The 18,606-nt window shown below is 69.7% G+C and carries 22 protein-coding genes; 19 read left to right on the plus strand and 3 right to left on the minus strand.

Annotated features, from left to right (window positions below; translation table 11 throughout):
* The first annotated feature begins 127 nt into the window (after nt 1-127).
* The 4 genes from JYP50_RS14605 (at nt 128) to JYP50_RS14620 (ending at nt 3,850) form a co-directional block, all read left to right on the plus strand.
* Nucleotides 128-931, plus strand: coding sequence for a formylglycine-generating enzyme family protein (locus tag JYP50_RS14605; protein WP_206561284.1), 804 nt, complete (start codon nt 128-130; stop codon nt 929-931).
* Nucleotides 932-1,045: 114 nt separating this feature from the next.
* A complete protein-coding gene (locus JYP50_RS14610; protein WP_206561285.1) occupies nt 1,046-2,290 on the plus strand; it encodes an HD-GYP domain-containing protein in 1,245 nt (414 codons plus the stop codon).
* A gap of 75 nt (nt 2,291-2,365) precedes the next feature.
* Nucleotides 2,366-3,049, plus strand: coding sequence for a thermonuclease family protein (locus tag JYP50_RS14615; RefSeq protein WP_206561286.1), 684 nt, complete (start codon nt 2,366-2,368; stop codon nt 3,047-3,049).
* 114 nt (nt 3,050-3,163) lie between these two features.
* On the plus strand, nt 3,164-3,850 hold the full coding sequence (locus tag JYP50_RS14620) for an OmpW/AlkL family protein (RefSeq protein ID WP_206561287.1): 687 nt from the start codon (nt 3,164-3,166) through the stop codon (nt 3,848-3,850).
* Here JYP50_RS14620 and fnr read toward each other — a convergent pair.
* Nucleotides 3,847-4,602 (minus strand): fumarate/nitrate reduction transcriptional regulator Fnr, encoded by a 756-nt coding sequence (gene fnr / locus JYP50_RS14625; RefSeq protein WP_206561288.1) that lies wholly within the window; start codon nt 4,600-4,602, stop codon nt 3,847-3,849. The two genes, JYP50_RS14620 and fnr, sit on opposite strands and share 4 nt — an antisense overlap.
* A gap of 146 nt (nt 4,603-4,748) precedes the next feature.
* Nucleotides 4,749-5,192 carry a hypothetical protein gene (locus tag JYP50_RS14630; protein WP_206561289.1) on the minus strand — a complete coding sequence of 148 codons (444 nt, stop codon included), beginning with the start codon at nt 5,190-5,192 and terminating at the stop codon, nt 4,749-4,751.
* 140 nt (nt 5,193-5,332) lie between these two features.
* Here JYP50_RS14630 and JYP50_RS14635 point away from each other — a divergent pair, with 140 nt between their 5' ends.
* From JYP50_RS14635 to JYP50_RS14705, 15 genes are all read left to right on the plus strand, one after another.
* Nucleotides 5,333-5,860, plus strand: a complete 528-nt coding sequence (locus JYP50_RS14635; protein ID WP_206561290.1) for a glycine zipper 2TM domain-containing protein — start codon at nt 5,333-5,335, stop codon at nt 5,858-5,860.
* 22 nt (nt 5,861-5,882) lie between these two features.
* On the plus strand, nt 5,883-6,182 hold the full coding sequence (locus JYP50_RS14640; protein ID WP_206561291.1) for a PepSY domain-containing protein: 300 nt from the start codon (nt 5,883-5,885) through the stop codon (nt 6,180-6,182).
* 3 nt (nt 6,183-6,185) lie between these two features.
* Nucleotides 6,186-6,869, plus strand: coding sequence for a response regulator transcription factor (locus JYP50_RS14645; RefSeq protein WP_206561292.1), 684 nt, complete (start codon nt 6,186-6,188; stop codon nt 6,867-6,869).
* Nucleotides 6,866-8,197 (plus strand): ATP-binding protein, encoded by a 1,332-nt coding sequence (locus JYP50_RS14650; protein WP_206561293.1) that lies wholly within the window; start codon nt 6,866-6,868, stop codon nt 8,195-8,197. The genes JYP50_RS14645 and JYP50_RS14650 overlap by 4 nt, the downstream gene beginning before the upstream one ends.
* 111 nt (nt 8,198-8,308) lie before the next feature.
* Nucleotides 8,309-8,926: a fumarylacetoacetate hydrolase family protein gene (locus JYP50_RS14655; protein WP_206561294.1), complete on the plus strand. Its 618-nt coding sequence runs from the start codon at nt 8,309-8,311 to the stop codon at nt 8,924-8,926.
* Nucleotides 8,927-9,055: 129 nt separating this feature from the next.
* Nucleotides 9,056-9,361 (plus strand): hypothetical protein, encoded by a 306-nt coding sequence (locus tag JYP50_RS14660; protein ID WP_206561295.1) that lies wholly within the window; start codon nt 9,056-9,058, stop codon nt 9,359-9,361.
* A 289-nt stretch (nt 9,362-9,650) separates the two neighbouring features.
* Nucleotides 9,651-10,154, plus strand: coding sequence for an HNH endonuclease (locus JYP50_RS14665; protein ID WP_347136800.1), 504 nt, complete (start codon nt 9,651-9,653; stop codon nt 10,152-10,154).
* 115 nt (nt 10,155-10,269) lie between these two features.
* Complete coding sequence (locus JYP50_RS14670) at nt 10,270-11,202, plus strand: AAA family ATPase (RefSeq protein ID WP_206561368.1); 933 nt, start codon at nt 10,270-10,272, stop codon at nt 11,200-11,202.
* Nucleotides 11,203-11,207: 5 nt separating this feature from the next.
* Nucleotides 11,208-12,134, plus strand: a complete 927-nt coding sequence (locus JYP50_RS14675) for a DUF58 domain-containing protein (protein ID WP_206561297.1) — start codon at nt 11,208-11,210, stop codon at nt 12,132-12,134.
* Nucleotides 12,131-12,640, plus strand: a complete 510-nt coding sequence (locus JYP50_RS14680; protein WP_206561298.1) for a DUF4381 domain-containing protein — start codon at nt 12,131-12,133, stop codon at nt 12,638-12,640. Before JYP50_RS14675 ends, JYP50_RS14680 begins: the two co-directional genes overlap by 4 nt.
* Nucleotides 12,633-13,637: a vWA domain-containing protein gene (locus JYP50_RS14685; RefSeq protein WP_206561299.1), complete on the plus strand. Its 1,005-nt coding sequence runs from the start codon at nt 12,633-12,635 to the stop codon at nt 13,635-13,637. Before JYP50_RS14680 ends, JYP50_RS14685 begins: the two co-directional genes overlap by 8 nt.
* Complete coding sequence (locus tag JYP50_RS14690; protein ID WP_206561300.1) at nt 13,627-15,291, plus strand: VWA domain-containing protein; 1,665 nt, start codon at nt 13,627-13,629, stop codon at nt 15,289-15,291. The genes JYP50_RS14685 and JYP50_RS14690 overlap by 11 nt, the downstream gene beginning before the upstream one ends.
* Entirely contained in the window at nt 15,288-16,340 is a 1,053-nt protein-coding gene (locus JYP50_RS14695; protein WP_206561301.1) for a BatD family protein, read from the plus strand. Before JYP50_RS14690 ends, JYP50_RS14695 begins: the two co-directional genes overlap by 4 nt.
* 123 nt (nt 16,341-16,463) lie before the next feature.
* Nucleotides 16,464-16,982 carry a shikimate kinase gene (locus JYP50_RS14700; protein WP_347136801.1) on the plus strand — a complete coding sequence of 173 codons (519 nt, stop codon included), beginning with the start codon at nt 16,464-16,466 and terminating at the stop codon, nt 16,980-16,982.
* Between the two features lie 359 nt (nt 16,983-17,341).
* Complete coding sequence (locus JYP50_RS14705) at nt 17,342-17,560, plus strand: PA3496 family putative envelope integrity protein (RefSeq protein ID WP_206561303.1); 219 nt, start codon at nt 17,342-17,344, stop codon at nt 17,558-17,560.
* 87 nt (nt 17,561-17,647) lie between these two features.
* Here the strand turns inward: JYP50_RS14705 and JYP50_RS14710 are convergent, their stop codons facing one another.
* Nucleotides 17,648-18,493, minus strand: coding sequence for a LysR family transcriptional regulator (locus tag JYP50_RS14710; RefSeq protein WP_206561304.1), 846 nt, complete (start codon nt 18,491-18,493; stop codon nt 17,648-17,650).
* Nucleotides 18,494-18,606 lie beyond the last annotated feature (113 nt).

The raw sequence follows: 18,606 nt of genomic DNA on the forward strand, positions 1-18,606 counted from the left end.
CTATCACAGGCCCGGAAAGAGTCGCCCCTGGCGCGTCGCGATTCGGCGGCAAGTCGCCCCCCTTGAACTATGCTGATGAATAGGGGCCGCGCCCCCGCAGGCGGTCCATCGCGAAGGAGTGGTGGTAATGACGCTCAAACAAGTGCACGTCACAATATTATTCATTTTCGCTATATGCACCGGCCTGGTTCGCGCCGACGAGTATTTCAGCGGCCAGGAATTTACCGAAAAGCTCAAGTCCGGCGGCGACGGCCCCACGATGATCGTCTTGCCGCGTGGCAAGTTCGTGATCGGGGGCGGCAAGGCCGGCCCCGACGGCGCCGGCGAAATCACCATCGACTACCCCCTCGCCCTGGCCACGACCGAGACGACCCGGGCCCAGTACCGCCATTTTCTCGCCGCCACCCTGTCCGCCGCGCTGCGCACCTTCCCCGAGGGCGGCGACGACCTGCCCGTCACCGGCATCAGCTGGGACGACGCCGAGGCCTATGCCACCTGGCTCAGCCGGGAAACCGGCCACTATTACCGCCTGCCCAGTTCCTCGGAGTGGGAGTACGCCGCCCGCGCCGGCTCCCAACAACTCTACAGCTGGGGCGACGAGGCGGGGGACAAACGCGCGAACTGCATGAACTGCGGGACCTCCCTCGACGGCCAGGTCGCGCCGGTGGGCGGTTTCGCGGCCAACGGCTGGGGCCTGTACGACATGCACGGCAATGTCTGGGAGTGGACCAAGGACTGCATCGATGCCAACAGCGCGCCGCCGGCCAACGGCATGCCACAGCTGTTCGGCAATTGCGAGCTGCGGGAGCTGCGCGGCGGGTCGGCGCAATCCGATGCCTGGTCGATCCGCGCCACCGCCCGCGCCTCGGCCCCCCGCAAAACCCGCATGGCGGATGTGGGCTTCCGTATCGCCCGGGAAATCCAGGAGTAGCGCCGCCCAAGAGGTTTTTCGACTTTTCGCCAGAAAACAGCGGCACCGCTGCGGCGCGCCCCCTAAACTGCGAAGCAGATCACGGAATCTGGCTGGCGGGGTGCGAATCCGGCGATGCTATCAACCATAAAAATCTACACCACCGATCTCGAGCTGGGCATGTTCGTCAGCGGCCTGGACCGGTCCTGGCTGGACACCCCCTTTGCGGTGCAGGGCTTCCGGCTGGAATCCCATGCCCAGATCGAACAGTTGCAGGATTACTGCCAGTACGTGCTGGTGGACACCCTGAAAAGCTACCAACCCGAACAGGCGCTGCAGAGCAAACTGCGCAATACGCGGCGCAGACTGCCCGCGGAGCGCATCTTCCAGGGCCGCGACCTGCGGATTTACCGGGACGACAGCGACTTCTTCCAGGAACAACCGCTGGCCGAGGCGGCGCTGGAATCACTGGTGGACGACCTGCTGGATGTCTACGACAAGGTCAGCCACGGCGGCAACATCGACCAGATCCAGCTCAAGCGCTCGGTGGAGCCCCTGATCGGCAGCATCAGCCGCAATCCCGACGCCTGCCTGTGGGTGGCCCGGCTCAAGCAGCACGACGAGTACAGCTACCACAAGGCGCTGGCGGTGGCGATCTGGTCGGTCTCCCTGGGCCGCGAGCTCGGCCTGCCCCGGCGCGACCTGCGCTCCCTGGCCATGGGCGGCATGTTGATGGACATCGGCAAGCTGCGGGTACCGACCGCGGTGCTGCGCGCCGAGCGACCGCTCACCGGGGAGGAGAAAAAGCGGGTGCGGGAACACGTGGTCCACGGACGGCAGATCCTGGCGGAGAGCGGCATCCACAACCAGGATGTAGTCGACATGATCGCCTACCACCACGAGCGCTTCGACGGCAGCGGCTACCCGACCGGCCTGAAGCGGGACGCCATTCCCGCGGTGGCGCGCATCGCCGGCATCGTCGACACCTACAGCGCGCTCACCAGCGATCGCAGCTACGCCAGGGCCCAGTCCCCATCCCGCGCGATCCGCACCCTGTACGAGATGCGCGACGTCAAATTCCAGGCGGAACTGGTGGAGGCCTTCATCAAGGCCGTCGGCGTCTATCCCGCCGGCAGTCTGGTGGAGTTGTCCTCGGGCGAGGTGGGCGTGGTGGTCGCCGAGAGTCGCACCCGACGCCTGCGGCCCAAGGTCATGATGCTGCTGGACAGCGAGAAACGGCGCCTGGGCGAGCCGCGCATGGTGGACCTGGGGCTCAACCCGGCCGGCAACGACCAGCAGCCCCCCCTGGTGATTCGCAAGAGTCTGCAACCGGGGGCCTACGACATCGACCTGGCCGCCATCGAGCTGCCCGCCAACTGAAACCGGCGCGACGCCGCGACCCGCTGGGATATACTAGCGGGCCATGACCCGAACATACCCCGCGACCCACCGACCATGACTCGACCACCCTACCGCCGTCAGGGCCAGCGCGCTGGCGGGTACCGACGCTCCCCCTGGTGGCGCGGCCTGCGCAACCTGCTGGTGCTCGCGGTCGCGGCCAGCCTGTTGCAGCTGGCCGGCAGCGGCGAGGTAACCTGGCCCGGGGTCGTGCTGGAACGCGCCAAGGAGGTACTCACCCGGCCCGAGGCGGGTTGGCGACAGGCCGGCGGGGCCCTGGAAAAACAGGGCGAGCGCCGCGAGGGCAGCCCGCCGCCCTCCTTCGACCTGCGCGGCCGGATCGTGCGCGTGGCCGACGGCGACACCGTGTCGCTACTCGATGCCACGGGCCAACAACACAAGATCCGCCTCTACGCCATCGACACCCCGGAGCTGGACCAGGCCCACGGGCGCGCCGCCCGCGAGGCCCTGTCGCAACTGGTGTACCAGCGGCAGGTCGGCGCCGTGGTGATCGAGGTCGATGACTACCAGCGCAAGGTGGCCACCCTCTATTCCGGTGAGGTCGATATCAACCTGGCGCTGGTCGCCGCGGGGCACGCCTGGTGGTACCGCTACCACGCCCCCCACGAACGCCCCCTGGAGCAGGCCGAGCGACAGGCCCGCCGCCAGCGGCTGGGCCTGTGGGCCGGCGATGACCCACAAGCGCCCTGGGACTGGCGCCGGCGGCACCGCCGTCGCTGATCCGCCGCGCCACGGCGGGTATTCGGATTGCGCTTGATCGAGATCATGGTGGCCCGCGGCGCGCGCCCTTACAGTGTGCTCCATCAACCCACTGGGAATTCATTGGAGTACATCATGCGCAAACTGCTTACCCTGGCAGCCGCGGCGGGTTTTGCCGCGGGCCTGTCCGCCGGGGCCTCGGCCTACGAACAGGGGGACATTATCCTGCGGCTGGGCGCCGCCACCGTGGCCCCCAACGAGGACAGCGACAACATCGGGCTACCCAGCGAACCGCCGATCACACTCCCCGGTATCGGCATCGACAACGACACCCAGCTGGGCATCACCGCCACCTGGATGTTCAGTGACCGCTTCGGCGTCGAACTGCTGGCGGCCACGCCCTTCGAGCACGATTTCACGGTCAAGGGCCTGGGCATCGACGGCGGCTCGCTGACCCACCTGCCCCCCACGCTGAGCCTGCAGTGGTACCCGCGGGGCGGCCAGTCCGGCTGGCAGCCCTATGTCGGCATCGGCGTCAACTACACCTATATCTACGACGAGGAAGTCAGCGGCGAGCTGAAAACGGCCCTGTCCGCGGTGCTCGGGGCCTCGCGCGCCGACCTCAGCCTCGACAACTCCTTCGGCCCCGCCGCCCAGGTCGGCGTGGACATCCCCCTCGGGGACAACCTGGGCCTGAACCTGGGAGTGTGGTACCTCGATATCGACACCACGGCCACCATCAGCACCGATGTCGGGCGGGTGAAATTCGACGTCGACGTGGACCCCTGGGTCTACAACGTCGGCCTCGCCTGGCGGTTCTAGCCGTCGTTGACCAGCTCCGCCAGCGCCGTGGCGTCCAACAGCTCCACCTCGCGACTGTCCACCCGCAGCAAGCCATCGCGCTGCAGGCGGGTGAGGGTGCGGCTGACGGTCTCCACGGTAAGGCCGAGGTAGTTGCCGATGTCGGTGCGCGACATCGGCAGGCGGATACGGGTGGCGCTGAGGTGCTGCCTGGCGTTGCGGGAGGAGAGACTCAACAACAGGGCGATCACCCGCTGGGCGGCGGTGTTCTTGCCCAGCAGGGTGATCAGTTGCTGGTCGTCACTGATCTCGCGACTCATCAGCTGCAGGAAATGGCGCTGCAGGCGGGGCATGGCAATGCTGAGCTTTTCCAGCGCCTCGAAGGGGATTTCGCAGATGGCGGAGGTCTCCAGCGCCACCGCCGAACTGCCGTGGCGCTCGTCGGCAATGCCATCGAGGCCCAGGATCTCGCCCGGCAGGTAGAAGCCGGTGACCTGCTCCCGGCCCGCGTCAGTGGTGCGGTAGGCCTTGAGCGCGCCGGAGCGCACCGCGTAGACGGCTTTAAAGGCGTCGCCCTCGCGGTACAGATGGGCGTTGCGCTGCAGGGGGCGACCGCGCTGGATAATGTTGTCCAGCTGGTCGATATCCCCGGTTTCCAGCGCCAGCGGCAGGCAAATGCCGCTCAGGCGGCAATCGCCACAGCGAATGGAAGGGTTGTAGCCGCAAGCCGCGGTATCCCGCTCCGCGACCGGACGAATGATTCGGGAGTCCATGACGCCTCCGGGAACGTGTTCAGGGGCGTATGATAGCAAGCCGCGGCCGGCGCCCCAACACATTGACAAGCCCCCGCCAGGCCACCGTGGAACGCTGGCGGATCACGGTGGCGCCGGGGCGAAGGCGCCCAACCCTCGCGGGCGCATCAGTCGCAGGCCGACAAGGGCACCTCCACGCGCCGCTGTGTCCCGTCCGGCAGGTATTCGATACGGTGGCAACCCACCACCTCGTAGCGCTGGCCGCTGCTGGACAGGTGGCTGTCGTGACAGGTGGCGCCGCCGTGGCTGTGAAACAGGGAATAGGCCACCGCGCCGCCGATCAGCGCCGAACCCAGGTAACCGGGATAGTCGTATCGCGGCCCATAATAGCGCGGCGCGTAATCGCGCCAGGGGCGCACCCAGCGGCCCCGGTAATAGCGGCGCTTGCCGGGGTGAACGTAGCGATGGCGGTGGTGCCTGTCACGATAGTGCTTGCCGTGCTCGCCCTTCCAGTGGTGCTTGCCGCCGCGGTGGTCTCCCCGATCCGCCTGGGCGGCGGCCGCCCCCAGTAGGACCATTGCCGCCAGGCCGTACACACTCAGTCGCTTCATGATGCCATTCCTCGTCTCTAGCCGTTACCGAAACCAGCCTACGGCGCCGCGGATGAACGAAAGCTGAACGGCGCCGTTCAGCGGCGGTTCAGCCGCGGCGGACTAGCCTGTGCGCTCTTGACGTGACCCGGGAGACGGCCATGCCCCCACCAGTACACACCGCCGCCGGTATTGGCATCGCCCTGCTGCTGGGCGCCGCGCCCCTTGCCGGCCACGCCCAGAGCCACTACGTCGATGTGCCGGTGGTCGAGGTCGAACCGCTGCTGCGCACGGTCACCGACCGGATTCCCCATGAGCGCTGCTACGACGAGCGGGTCAAACTGCTCTATGCCGGCCCGCATTCACCAACCCCGGGGCTGGTGGGCGCCCTGGTCGGGGGCAGTGTCGCCGGAGCGCTCGGTCACAACAGCCGGAAACAGCCGCTGATCGCCGGCATGGGCGCCCTGGTCGGCGCGTCCATCGGCACCGACATGGCCCACCGCCACAACGCCCGGGCGCGCTACCTGACCGAGCGTCGTTGCGAGGTGGATTACGAATTGCGCGACCGGCGGGAAGTGAGCGGGTATCGCGTCGCCTACCGCTATGGCGATAGTATCTACCACACGCGTATGGACTACCGGCCCGGCGACACCATTCGCCTGCGGGTAGACCTGCAACCGGTTCACTGACCACCATGAGTATCCACACGCTATGCGCCGATCCCGCCGCCCGGGGCCACTGCCCGCCCTGTTGTCCGCCCTGCTGCTCGCCCTGGGTCCGTGCGGCGATGCCCTGGCGCAGCGCCAGGGCGACCCACGCCAGGGCGGCGATCAGCGGGACCGGGACCGCGCGCAGCAGGAGCAACCCCGCCTGTCGGCCCGCGAGGCGGCCGCGATAGCCCAGTCCCGGCACGGCGGCAAGGTGTTGAAAGTCACGCGCAAGGGCGGCGCCTACCGCGTCAAATTGCTGCTTGATTCGGGTCGGGTGACGACCGTGACCATTCGGGAATGAGCCATGCGCATGCTGATCGTGGAGGACGACCACCAACTCCTGGGGCACCTGGCGGAGCACTTTCGCGGTACCGGCTGGAGCGTGGACGAGGCGGCAAACGGCGCCGAAGGCCGCTTCCTGGGGCTGGAATACGACTACGACGCGGCGATTGTCGACCTGGGACTGCCGGATATCCCCGGCCTCGAACTGCTGCGCCACTGGCGCCGCGCGGGGCGCGCGCTGCCGGTGCTCATCCTCACCGCCCGCGCCGACTGGGAAGACAAGGTGGAGGGTCTGGAATCCGGCGCCGACGACTACGTCACCAAGCCCTTTCACCTGGCCGAGGTGGAGGCCCGGGTGCGCGCCCTGCAGCGCCGCGCGGCGGGGCGCGCCGCGGCGCGGGCGGATTTCGGGCCGCTCAACATCGACTTCAGTGCCCGCGAGGTTCGCCTCGACGGCGCACTGCTCAAGCTCACCAGTTTCGAGTTCAATACCCTGGAGTACCTGGCCAACCGGCCCGGCGAGGTGGTGTCCAAGGCCGAACTGACCGAGCACCTGTACGACCAGGACTTCGACCGCGACAGCAACGTGATCGAGGTATTCATCGGCCGCCTGCGCAGGAAACTCGACCCCACGGGCTCGCTGCGGCCCATTCGCACGGTGCGCGGCGCCGGCTACCGTTTCGCGCTTGAAAGCGGGCGCCGATGACCCGCCCCCTCGACTCCATCGCCGGCCGGGTGCTGGTGGCGAGCCTGCTGTTGCTGCCCCTGTTCCTGGGAGTGAGCGGACTCTACCTGGAGCGCAGCCACCGCCTGAGCATCGAGGCGGCGCAGGCCGAGCGCCTGCAGCTGCAGATCCTCACCCTGCTGGCCCAGGCCGAATACGACCGCGAATTGGAGCTGCCGGCGGCGCTGATCGAGCCGCGCCTGTCCCGCCCGCAGTCGGGCCTCTACGCCCGGATCCTCGATGCCCGCGGCCGCGAACTGTGGCAATCGCCCTCGCGGCAGCTCACCGGCATCGCCGCTGGCGATGAAGCGCCGCGGGAACTCACCCCCGGAGAGCGCCGCTTCCGCCGCGACGGCCCACTGTTCCACCTCGCCTACCAGGTGCTGTGGGAAACCGCCGACGGCCGCGAGGTACCGCTGCTGTTCGAGGTGACGGAGAGCACCGAGGCCGTGGATGCCGATTTGCGGCTGTACCGCCGCCACCTGCTGGCCTGGCTCAGTGGCGCCGCCGCGATGCTGGTGCTGTGCCAGCTGGCCATATTGGCCTGGGGCCTGCGCCCGCTGCGCCACCTGGCCCGGGATATCGCCGCCGTGGAGCGCGGCGAAACCGAGGGGCTCGGCGGCCCCTACCCGCGGGAGGTGCAGGCCCTGACCGACAACCTCAACGCCCTGCTCAACAGCGAGCAGCAGCGCCGGGACCGGGTGCGCGGCACCCTGGCGGACCTCGCCCACAGCCTGAAGACGCCCCTGGCGGTGATCGCCAGCGCCGACAGCCAGGCGGAGGACTACCCGCGCCTGGTCCGCGAGCAGGCCGGGCGCATGGAAGAGATTGTCTCCTACCAACTGCAGCGGGCGGTGGGCGGCCGGCACAAACTGCTGCGCCCGGTGGACATCCACGCGGTGGTGGCGCGGCTGCGCCGCGGCCTGGTCAAGGTCTACGCCGACCGCGACCTGGACATCACCTGCCGGGTGGCGGACGGGGCGCACTTTCGCGGCGACGAACGCGACCTGCTGGAAATGCTGGGCAACCTGATGGACAACGCCTGCAAGCACTGCCGCGCCCGGGTCGAGGTCCGCGCGAAACGGGACGATCAGGGCCTGCGCATCCAGGTGCACGACGACGGCGACGGCGTGGCGCCGGCACTGCGGCGGCAGGTCTTGCAGCGCGGCGCCCGCGCCGACACCCGCGCCCCGGGGCAGGGCATCGGGCTGGCGGTGGTGCACGACATCGCCGCCAGCTACGGCGGCGACATGGCGATCGAGGACAGCCCCCTCGGCGGCGCCTGCGTCGCCCTGCATTTTCCGCGCTGAGCCCCGTTGCCGCCGGGCGGGGCCCGCGCGGGCCGATGCCCGGCCAGCTTGTCGGCGAGTGGGCGGAAGCGCTAGAATGCGCCCGTCCAGTACCACCACTCCCTGCCAGCCGTGAATACCGTTACCGTCAACAACCGTCCCCTCGCGCCGAGCAAGATCGTCTGCGTGGGCCGCAACTACGTCGCCCACATCGAGGAACTCGGCAACGAGGTGCCGGACGACATGGTGGTTTTCCTCAAGCCGAACTCCGCCATCGGCGAGGAGTTGCGCGCGGAATTCGGCGGTGAACCGCTGCACTATGAAGGCGAGCTGGCCTTCGCCGTGGCCGCTGGCGAGCTGGCCGCGGTGGGCTTCGGCCTGGACCTGACCCGCCGCGACCTGCAGGGCAAACTGAAGGCCGCCGGCCTGCCCTGGGAGCGCGCCAAGGCCTTCGACGGCGCAGCGCTGTTCAGCGACTTCGTGCCGCTGCCCGCCGCGGGTGTCGACGGTCTGGGCCTGGAGCTCGAGGTCGACGGCCAGCCGCGCCAGCGCGGCGATACCTCGCTGATGCTCTACCCCCCGCGGGTGGTGCTCGAACAACTGGCCGGATTCATGCGCCTCGAGGACGGCGACATCCTGATGACCGGCACCCCCGCCGGCGTGGGACCGGTGCGCCGCGGCGAGACCTTCACCGGGCGCGTAGTCGCCGGCGGACGCCCCCTGGTCGAGGCGAGCTGGCAGGCGCGCTAAAGGCAGGGCATGGACGCTGCCGGCCGGTAACGGCCCCGGTCACGCCAACGGCGCCCGCGGCAATACCGGCCTCCACACCCAACACCCCGGAATTGATCCATCCAACCATTCTCTCCTGAGGTAAATCCTATGATCCACACCTTCAAGCACAAGCTGCGCATGGCCTCACTCGAGGACCACCTGAACTACAACCTGGGCCTGCGCCCGGGCATGGCCGTGTGGCTGACGCGGATGGCCTGGGACATCGCCGGCCAGCGCAACATCAATCTCCTGGCCTACCGCGGCGAGGCCCTCCTGCGCCAGTTCATCTCGCTGCTGGACAGCTCGGCCTACAGCGACCTGCTGGACAAGGCCGCCGACAGCAGCCCCGAGTTCCAGGCCTACCTGGACAATGCCAGGGCAGAGATGAACGCGCAAACGGCGCGCGCGGCCTGAACCGGCGCCCCTCTCCACCGCCCTCCCCGGCGAGGCGTGTCGCAACGGCCAACGACGGTAATTGGCTGTCATAAATCGCGATTGTCTCGGTCATCGTTTTGCAGTAGTTTTGGGGCATACCACAGGCAGGTTGTTGCGGAACAGCCTGCCCTCAGTGGCCATGTTTGCGGACATGTGTCGCGAACATGGCGTGAAAAAGCCTTGCGGGGCTTTTTCAACAGCCTGCGAGAGTGGCGTGCCCATGCAACACATCCTGAGATTGGATATTGCGGGCCAACCACGCGGTTGGATGACCGCACACGAGGCCATCTCGGCCTACGCGAAGGGCGATGTCGTCTACGGCGTCGGGGACCCCCTGCCCCCGGTATTCGGCGGTGTACAACGCCTGACGGGCGAGCGCTCGCGCATCGATATCCAACCCATCGTGGCCATCCAGGGCCGCGTCGTACAGGGCTTCAGCCTGCCGCTGTGCAACCGCACGCTGTTTCGCCGGGACGACCACCGCTGCCTCTACTGCGGGCGCAAGTTCTCCCGCGCCGAATTGACCCGCGACCATGTCCTGCCCACCTCCCGCGGCGGCATCGACCGCTGGGAGAACGTGGTGGCCGCGTGCAAGCGCTGTAACTGGGTCAAGGACAACCGCACCCCCGAGGAGGCCGGCATGCCCCTGCTGGCGGTGCCCTTCAAGCCCAATACCTGGGAGTGGCACTTCCTCGCCAAGGAGCGCATCCTGGCCGACCAGATGGACTACCTCTCCCGCCAGTTCTGCGCCGAGCGCGACTGGGCGCATTGACCCCGGCTCGCGGGGGCCTGTCCCGGACGGGGCGAATCGCTATACTGCGCTCCTCGGCAATAAGAAGTTGGAGCAGGCATTGAGCAGCGAAAACCTCGAGGGCGTACAGTCCCTGATGTCCCAGACCTCCGCGGCGGTGATCGGGCAGGAAGCGGTGGTGCGCAGCCTGGCGCTGGCCCTGTTGTGCAACGGGCACGTGTTGCTCGAGGGCCTGCCGGGCACCGCCAAGACGCGGTCGATCAAGACCCTCGCGCGGGTGCTGCAGGCCGGCCTGGGGCGCATCCAGTTCACCCCCGACCTGCTGCCCTCGGACGTCACCGGCAGCGAAATCTACCACGAGCACCAGGGCAAATCGGAGCTGCGCTTCCAGCCCGGCCCCATCTTCAATGAGCTGATCCTGGCGGACGAGATCAACCGCGCCCCCGCCAAGGTGCAGTCCGCCCTGCTCGAGGCGATGGAGGAGCGCCAGGTCACGGTGGCCGGCCAGACCTACCCCCTGCCGGAGCTGTTCATGGTGCTGGCGACCCAGAACCCGATCGAGCAAGAGGGCACCTACCCGCTGCCGGAAGCGCAGATGGACCGCTTCCTGATGAAGATCAATGTGGACTACCCGGACGCCGGCGCCGAACTGGAGATCGTGCGCCTGCTGCAGGCCGAGGAGGAGGGGCCGGCGGACGCCGGGCGACCGGTATCCCCGCGCTGCATCCTCGGCGCTCGCGAGGAGATCCACAACATGGCGGTGGCGCCGAACGTGGAACGCTACCTCGTCGACCTGGTGATGGCGACACGCCAGCCGGCAACGCTCGGTGAGCAGCTGGGGCAGTGGATAGACACCGGCTCCAGCCCCCGCGCCAGCATCGCCCTGCACCGCGGTTGCCGCGCCCATGCCTGGCTGGAGGGCCGCGATCACGTGCTGCCGGAGGACGTGCGGGCCGTGGTCCACCCGATCCTGCGTCACCGCATGATCCTCAGCTACGACGCCCTCGCCGACCGGGTGAGCCCCGACCAGGTGATCGACGAACTGCTGGCCCAGGTCGCCGTGGCCTGACCCCGATGGACGACGACGTCTACACCAGCCTGCGCGCGCTGACCCGGCTGCGCCACAGCGCCCACGGCTTCAGCTATTTGCCCAAGCAGCCGCTGGGCTCGCTGCTCACCGGGCGCAAGCGCTCGCGCCTGCGCGGCCGCGGCCTGGACTTCGACGAACTGCGCCACTACCGGCCCGGCGACGACATTCGCAACATGGACTGGCGGGTCACCAACCGCACCGGCAAGCCCCACGTGCGCGTGTACACCGAGGAGCGCGACCGCCCGGCGATCCTGCTGGTCGACCAGCGCCTGTCGATGTTCTTCGGCAGCCGCCGCAAGATGAAGTCGGTGGTCGCGGCGGAGGCCGCGTCGCTCGCCGCCTGGCGGGTGCTCGGGGTCGGCGACCGCGTGGGGGCGCTGCTGTTCAACGACAGCGAATCCACCGAGGTCGGCCCCAGCCGCAGCGAAAAGAAAACCCTGGCCTGGCTGGGCCAGCTGGTCGCGATGAACCGGCGGCTGTCGGTGGACGCGCCGCGGGACCCCGACCCGCGGGCCCTGGACCGCGCCCTGCAGGCCGCCGAGCGCCGCATCGGCCACGACTACCTGCTGATGCTGATCTCCGACTTCAGCGGCTTCTCGGAGCGGACCCTGGCCGCCCTGCGCCGCATCCGGCGCCACAACGACGTGGTCTGCAGCCTGGTCTACGACCCGCTGGAGCGCGACATCACCCAGGCGGACAAGCTGGTGGTCAGCGATGGCCAGTACCAGCTGGAGGTCGACCCGCGTCGACACCAGCTGGGCGAGAAGTTCGAGGCCCATTTCAGCAGCGGCCTGGCGCGGGTGCAGGCCGACCTGCGCCGCCATGACATCCCGGTCATCCTGCTGGACACGGAGGCGCCGGTACCCGACCAGGTGCGCCGCCAGCTGGGCCAGCGGGAGGCGTCGCGATGAGCGCCCCGGCGCTGCCCGAGAGCTTCGGCAACTACGCCCTGGGGGAGACCTTTACCGAGGTGCTGCCGCCCGCCGGGATCGCCTGGTGGCCGCAGACCGCGGGCTGGGCCGCCCTCGGCGCGGTACTGGGCCTGTACCTGCTGTACCGGGCCGGCCGCGCCCTGCGCCGCTGGCACCGCAACCGCTACCGCCGCGAGGCGCGCGCCGAACTGCAAAACCTGGCGGCCACCGCCGGGGGAGAGCAATTCGCGGCCGCGCTGAGCGAACTGCTCAAGCGCACCGCACTGGCGGCCTTCCCGCGGCGGGAGGTGGCGCCGCTGCACGGCGAACCCTGGGTGGCTTTCCTGAACACGCACTGCGCCACGGCGCCCTTCGACGGCGAGGCCGCCGCGCTGATCGCCCGCGGCCAGTACCTGGGCGCGCCGCTCGGCGAACCACAGCGGCGGGCCCTGGTTCACGCCTGCCAGTTATGGATTCTCACGCACCGCGGGCCGGCCGATGCTTGAGCTGGTCCACCCCTGGGCGCTGGCGCTGCTGCCCCTGCCGCTGCTGATGCGCTGGCTGCCGGCCCACCGCGAGCAGCGCGACTCGGTCAAGGTGCCCTTTTTCCAGACCCTGCTGGCGCTGTCGGGGGAGCGTCCGCGCGAGGGCGCCCAGGTACTGCGCCGGCGACGGCTGCAGACGCTGCTGGTCGCCAGTATGTGGCTGGCCCTGGTGGCGGCGGCCAGCAAGCCGGAGTGGGTGGGCGAGCCCATCGAGCAACAGCGCGAGGGCCGCGACCTGATGGTGGCGGTGGACCTGTCCGGCTCCATGGAAACCCGGGACTTCACCCTCCCGGACGGCGAGCGGGTCGACCGCCTGGAAGCGGTGAAGTACGTGCTCGACCGGCTGGCGCGCCAGCGCGACTCCGACCGCCTGGGCCTGATCGTGTTCGGCAGCGCGGCCTTCCTGCAGACCCCCTTCACCCCGGACCAGAACGTGTGGTCGCAACTGCTGGCGGAAACCCGCATCGGCATGGCGGGCCAAAGCACGGTGTTCGGCGACGCCATCGGCCTGGCCATCAAGCTGTTTCTGGACAGCGGCAGCGAACACCGCGTGCTGGTGGTACTCACCGACGGCAACGACACCGGCAGCCGCGTGCCGCCGGTGGACGCCGCCCGGGTGGCCGCCACCGAGGGCATTCGCATCTACCCCATCGCGGTGGGCGACCCCGCCGCGGTGGGCGAGGACGCCCTGGACATGCAAACCCTGGAGCGGGTGGCCCAGCTCACCGGCGGCCGGGCCTTTCAGGCGCTGGACCGGGCCTCCCTGGAGGCCGCCTCGCGGACCATCGCCGCGCTGGAGCCGGCCCTGTACGAGACCGTGAGTTTCCGCCCCCGCCACAGCCTGCACTGGCTGCCGGTGGCCGCGGTGTCGCTGCTCTACGGCAGCTACCACGGTTGGGCGGCGCTGCTGGTGTGGCGGCAGCACCGGCGGCAGCGGGGGCCGGCCCGTGCCGCCTGAGTTCGCCGCCTTCCACTTCCTGCGCCCCGCCTGGGGCCTGCTGATGCTGCCCACGGCGCTGCTGCTGTGGTACCTGTGGCGCCAGCCCATGGCGCAGCAGCGTTTCGAGCACATCATCGCCCCGCACCTGCTGGCGCACCTGCGCCTGCAACGCTTCCGCTCGCGCTGGTTCAACCCGCGCAGCGCCACCTGCCTGTTGCTGGCGCTGCTCACCCTGGTGCTGATGGGGCCGAGCTGGCGCCAGCAGGCCTCGCCCCTGCAACAGGACCAGTCGGCCCTGGTGGTGCTGCTGGACGTCTCGGAATCGATGAGCCAGCGCGACGTGCAGCCCAGCCGGCTGGCGCGGGCCAAGCAAAAAGTCAGCGACCTGCTGGCCCTGAGCCCAGACCGCAAGGCGGCCTTGATCGTGTACGCCGGCAGCGCCCACACCGTATTGAGCCTGACCGGCGACCGCGACATCCTGCACCAGTACCTGGATGCGGTCGCACCGGCGATCATGCCCCGCAGCGGCAAGTTCCCCGAGTACGCCCTGCCCCGGGTGGACGCGGTACTGCGCGAGCACGGCGGCCCCGCCAGCCTGGTGCTGCTGGCCGACGGCGCCGGCGCCGACAGCGCGGCGGCCTTCGGCGACTACTTCGACAGCCGCGCGCACCAGCTGCTGGTGCTGGGCGTGGGCGGCGATATTGTCACCGAGGACGAAATCCCCCTGGACCGCCCGGCCCTGCGCGAGCTGGCTGCGGCCGCCGGCGGCGACTACCTCGACCTCACGGTGGATGACGACGACGTGCGCGCCATCGACCGCAAGATCGGCAGCTACTACGTGCCGGTCGACGACGCGGCCCTGCCCTGGCTGGACGGCGGCTATCCCCTGGTATTCCCGGCGCTGGCCCTGTTGTTGCTGTGGTTCCGCCGGGGCTGGACCCTCACCTGGGGCCTGCTGCCGGCCCTGCTGTGGCTGGGGGCGGCCGGGGCGCCGGCACCGGCGCTGGCGGACGGCGCCACCGAACCCGCCACGGCAACGAAAAGCGCCGAGTCCCCCGCCAGCCACTGGTTCGCCGACCTGTGGCTGACCCCCGACCAGCAGGGCCGGCTGCTGATGCAGCGCGGCGACTACCGCGAGGCCGCGCGCCGCTTTCGCGACCCGATGTGGAAGGCCCTGGCGCTGTACTACGCCGAGGACTTCATGCAGGCGGCGGCCTGGTACTCGCGCAGCGACAGCGACGCGGCCCTGTTCAACGAGGCCAACGCCCGCGCCCACGCCCGCGACTACCTGCGCGCCCTGCTCCGTTACGACCGGCTGCTGGCGCGCAGCCCGGACTTTCCCGGCGCCCGCGCCAACCGCGCGCGGGTGCAGGCGCTGGTGGACGAGATCAACCGCCTGAGCGAGAGCCAGCAGGCCGAACCCGGGGAGGACAGCACCGAGCTGGGCGAAGACGATCCCCGCGCCGCCGAGGGCGCCGACGAGCAGGTGTGGCGCAAGGCCGAGGTCGAGCAGCTCACCGCCGAGCAGGTGCTGGGCAGCGAGGCCACCCGCGACATGTGGCTGCGGGGCGTGCAGCGCGACCCCGCCGCCTTCCTGGCCACCAAATTCAGCATGCAGCTGGAACAGGGCCCGGAGCCGGGGGAACCCAACGCGGCGAAGGCCTCGCCGTGAGCGCGTGGCGCTGGTCGATACTGGCCCTGTTGATGGGATTCGCCGCCCTGCCCGCCGGCGCCGCCACGGTGGCCGACCTGGTGGCCGCCGGGCGCCTGACCGTCACCAGCGAACTGCAACCCGCCACCGGCCTGGTGCCGGGCCAGCGGGCCAGCCTGTACCTGACGGTATCCACCGACCGCTGGTTCGCCGGCGGCACCCGCATCGACATCCCCGAAGTGCCTGGCCTGGTGATCCTGCAAACCAATGCCTTTGCCGCCAACAACAGCACCACGCAAAACGGGCAGACCTGGGTCAGCCAGCGCTGGACCCTCGACGTGTACGCCACCGACGAGGGCCGCTTCCGCACCGGCCCCATCGACCTGCGGGTGCAGGTGCACACCGGGGAGGCGGTGGCCCGCGGCACCATCGAGGCGCCCTCGGTGACCGTGACGGCGTCGGTGCCGCCGGCCCTCGACGCGGCCCAGTGGGTCGCCGCCCCGGCCTTCGCCGCGCGGCAGACACTGGAGCCCGCGGGCACGGCGCTGCGCCCGGGGGACGCCATCACCCGCACCGTCACCCTGGAAGCGGAGGACGTACTGGACAAAATGTTGCCCGAGATCGCCCCCGGCGACTTCGAGGGCCTGGCGGCCTACCCCGAGCCGCCCCGGCTCGACAGCAGCAGCAACCGCGGCCGCATACGGGCCCGGCGCGTGCAGGCCATCACCTATGTCGCCGAGCGGCCCGGCGAGTACCAACTGCCCGGCTACCAGTTCAGCTGGTGGGACACCGGCAATGCGCGCCTGCAAACCGTGACCCTGGAGCCGGTGGCGCTGACGGTGAGCGGAACGCCGGCCAATGAAGACGGTCGCTTCCTGTCCCGGATTTCCCCCCGGCACTGGGCGATGGCGGGCGCGGCCCTGGGCCTGTTCCTGCTGGTCGCGGCGGCCTGGCGCCTGCTGCCCCGGGGACGGCTGGCGGCCGCGGCCGCCGGCCTGTGGCGCGCCGCCGGGGAGCACTGGCGGCGCTGGCGCGCGCCGGCCTTGCCCCGGATCAATCCCTGGCGCTAGCGGGCCGCGGCGGGGACAAATTACCCCGATTCGCATCCGCCCATGTATTGCACCCCGGCGGGCGACCCGGATAATGGCTCCCCCCTTCACCCCGCTCCCTGCACACAACCGACGGAAGATCACGTGACCCTCGACCCGCAATTGCCCACCACCATCAACCTCATCGGCATGCCCGGCGCCGGCAAGAGCACGGTGGGGGTGATCCTGGCCAAACTCACCGGACTGGCCTTCACCGACACCGACCTGGCGATCCAGTTGCGCGAAGAGGCCACCCTGCAGGAGATCGTCGACAGCCGGGGCAACGCCGCCTTCCGCCGCGTCGAGGAAGAAGTGTTGTTGGAAGTCGACCTGGAGCGCGCCGTGATCTCCACCGGCGGCAGCGTGGTGTACAGCGAAGCCGCGATGCAGCGCCTGCGGGAAGCGGGCCCGGTGGTCTACCTGCACGCGGACCTCGCCACCCTGGAAGCCCGGGTGGCGGCGGCGCCCCTGCGCGGCATCTCCCGCGAGGGCGGGCAGAGCTTCGCCGACATCTACGCCGAACGCACGCCGCTGTACGAGCGCTACGCCGACGTCACCGTGGACGCCACCTGCGGCAGCGCCGACAACGTCGCCGCCCTGGTGATCGAGGCCCTGCGGCGGTGAGCAAGCCACGCTAGCGGACGCGTCCGCACCCGTCAGACGGCGCCATCGCGGACGGCGGCAGGGACGGCCATCGCCGCCGGCTGCGATCTCCCCGGCTGGCACGCACCTTGCAAATCACTACCGGGCGACCCGCGCCCGGCGTCCTTGGTCAGGGATGACCGGGCCCCCGCCCACGGCCCATACGCAGGGATGCGTGCGCCGGCGCGGGTCGCCCAACCCCGCCCCGCGGCGATCCGCCGCCCCGTCGTTCGACAAGCGTTGTTTATCGTTGCATCAACAAAAAATTGATTTACTCGCCCCGGGGGCTGAGTGATATTTGCGCCGAGATCACCAGGTAAAACTCATCGGGAGGTAGAGCAATGGGGGATACCAACCAGGAAGTGGCCAGCAGCGACAGCATGGACGACTTCTTCGAGCCCGTGATGGGCGACATGGCCGATGTCGACGAGGACTTCACTCCCGTCACCTCGGAAAAACAGCGTCTGGCGGAAAAACGCCGCCGCGCCGAACAGCGGCTGGAACAGCGCCGCCTGCGCGAGGAACTGGGTTACTACGACCTGGAACTGGACGACTTCTAAAGCCCCGGAAGGGCCCGCCGGCGGGCCCCATCCCCGATCCTTCGCCGCTGCCCCGGCCGCGGCCACAGACCCGCCTCCCCCGGCATATTAGATTTTCACCCCCGTAAACCGCCGCGCCACCGCCTCGACCAGCTCCTGTTGCGGCGAGCCGCTGTGATAGGCGATGTTCAGGGGCCGCGTGAACACCGGCGCGCCGCGCACCGGCGCCAGATTCACCGCCGCCAGCGAAGCCTTCAGGCTGGCGGGCAGGTAGCAGGCCCCGCCGCGATCGGCCAGGTAGGCGGTCGCCACTTCCTTGAGGTTGGTGCGCAGACGGGGCAGCGCCAGGTCGCCGAACTGGCGCGCGTGAAAGCGCGCGAAACCGTCGCCCCAGTCCAGGAACACGTAACCGTTTTCCAGCGCGCCCCGGGGCGAGCCGCGTTTCGCGGAGCTGAACAGCTTCAGGTTCAGCTCGCCAATGGCGATGGTTTCCAGCTCCGGCAGGCTGGGGGGTTCGTAGAGGATGGCGAGGTCGAGGGTGCGATCCAGCAGGCGGCGCACCAAATCGTCGCTGTCCAGGCTCTCCACGTTGAGCGCCAGGTCCGGCTGCGCCTCGCCCAGGGCCAGCAGCCGCTGCTGCAGGGGCGCGCTCCAGATACCCGAGCGCACGCCGATCACCACCCGGCGGCTGTCGCCCTGGGCCAGCTGCACCTCCTGCCGCGCGCGGGCCAGGGCCAGCAGCACGGTTTCGGCGTGGGGCACCAGGCGCTCGCCCTCGCTGCTGAGGCGGATGTTGTTGCGGGTGCGCAAAAACAGCGGCGCGCCGAGCATCTCCTCCAACTGCTTGATGCGCGCGCTGACCGCGGCCTGAGTGATACACAGGTTGTCGGCCGCCCGGCCGAAATGGCGGGTGGCGCGAACCTCGAGGAATGTGCGGAGCAGTTCGGTATCCAAGCGCGGGCGTCCTGTCGATGACAGGCACAGCTTAACGGCCGCCGCCGGGCAACGAAAGCGCCATCACGACCCACTTCCGCCAACCGGCAAGTCACGCTAGCATGTGCGCACTT

The sequence above is a fragment of the Parahaliea mediterranea genome (assembly GCF_017255185.1).
Classification (GTDB): domain Bacteria; phylum Pseudomonadota; class Gammaproteobacteria; order Pseudomonadales; family Halieaceae; genus JAFKCZ01.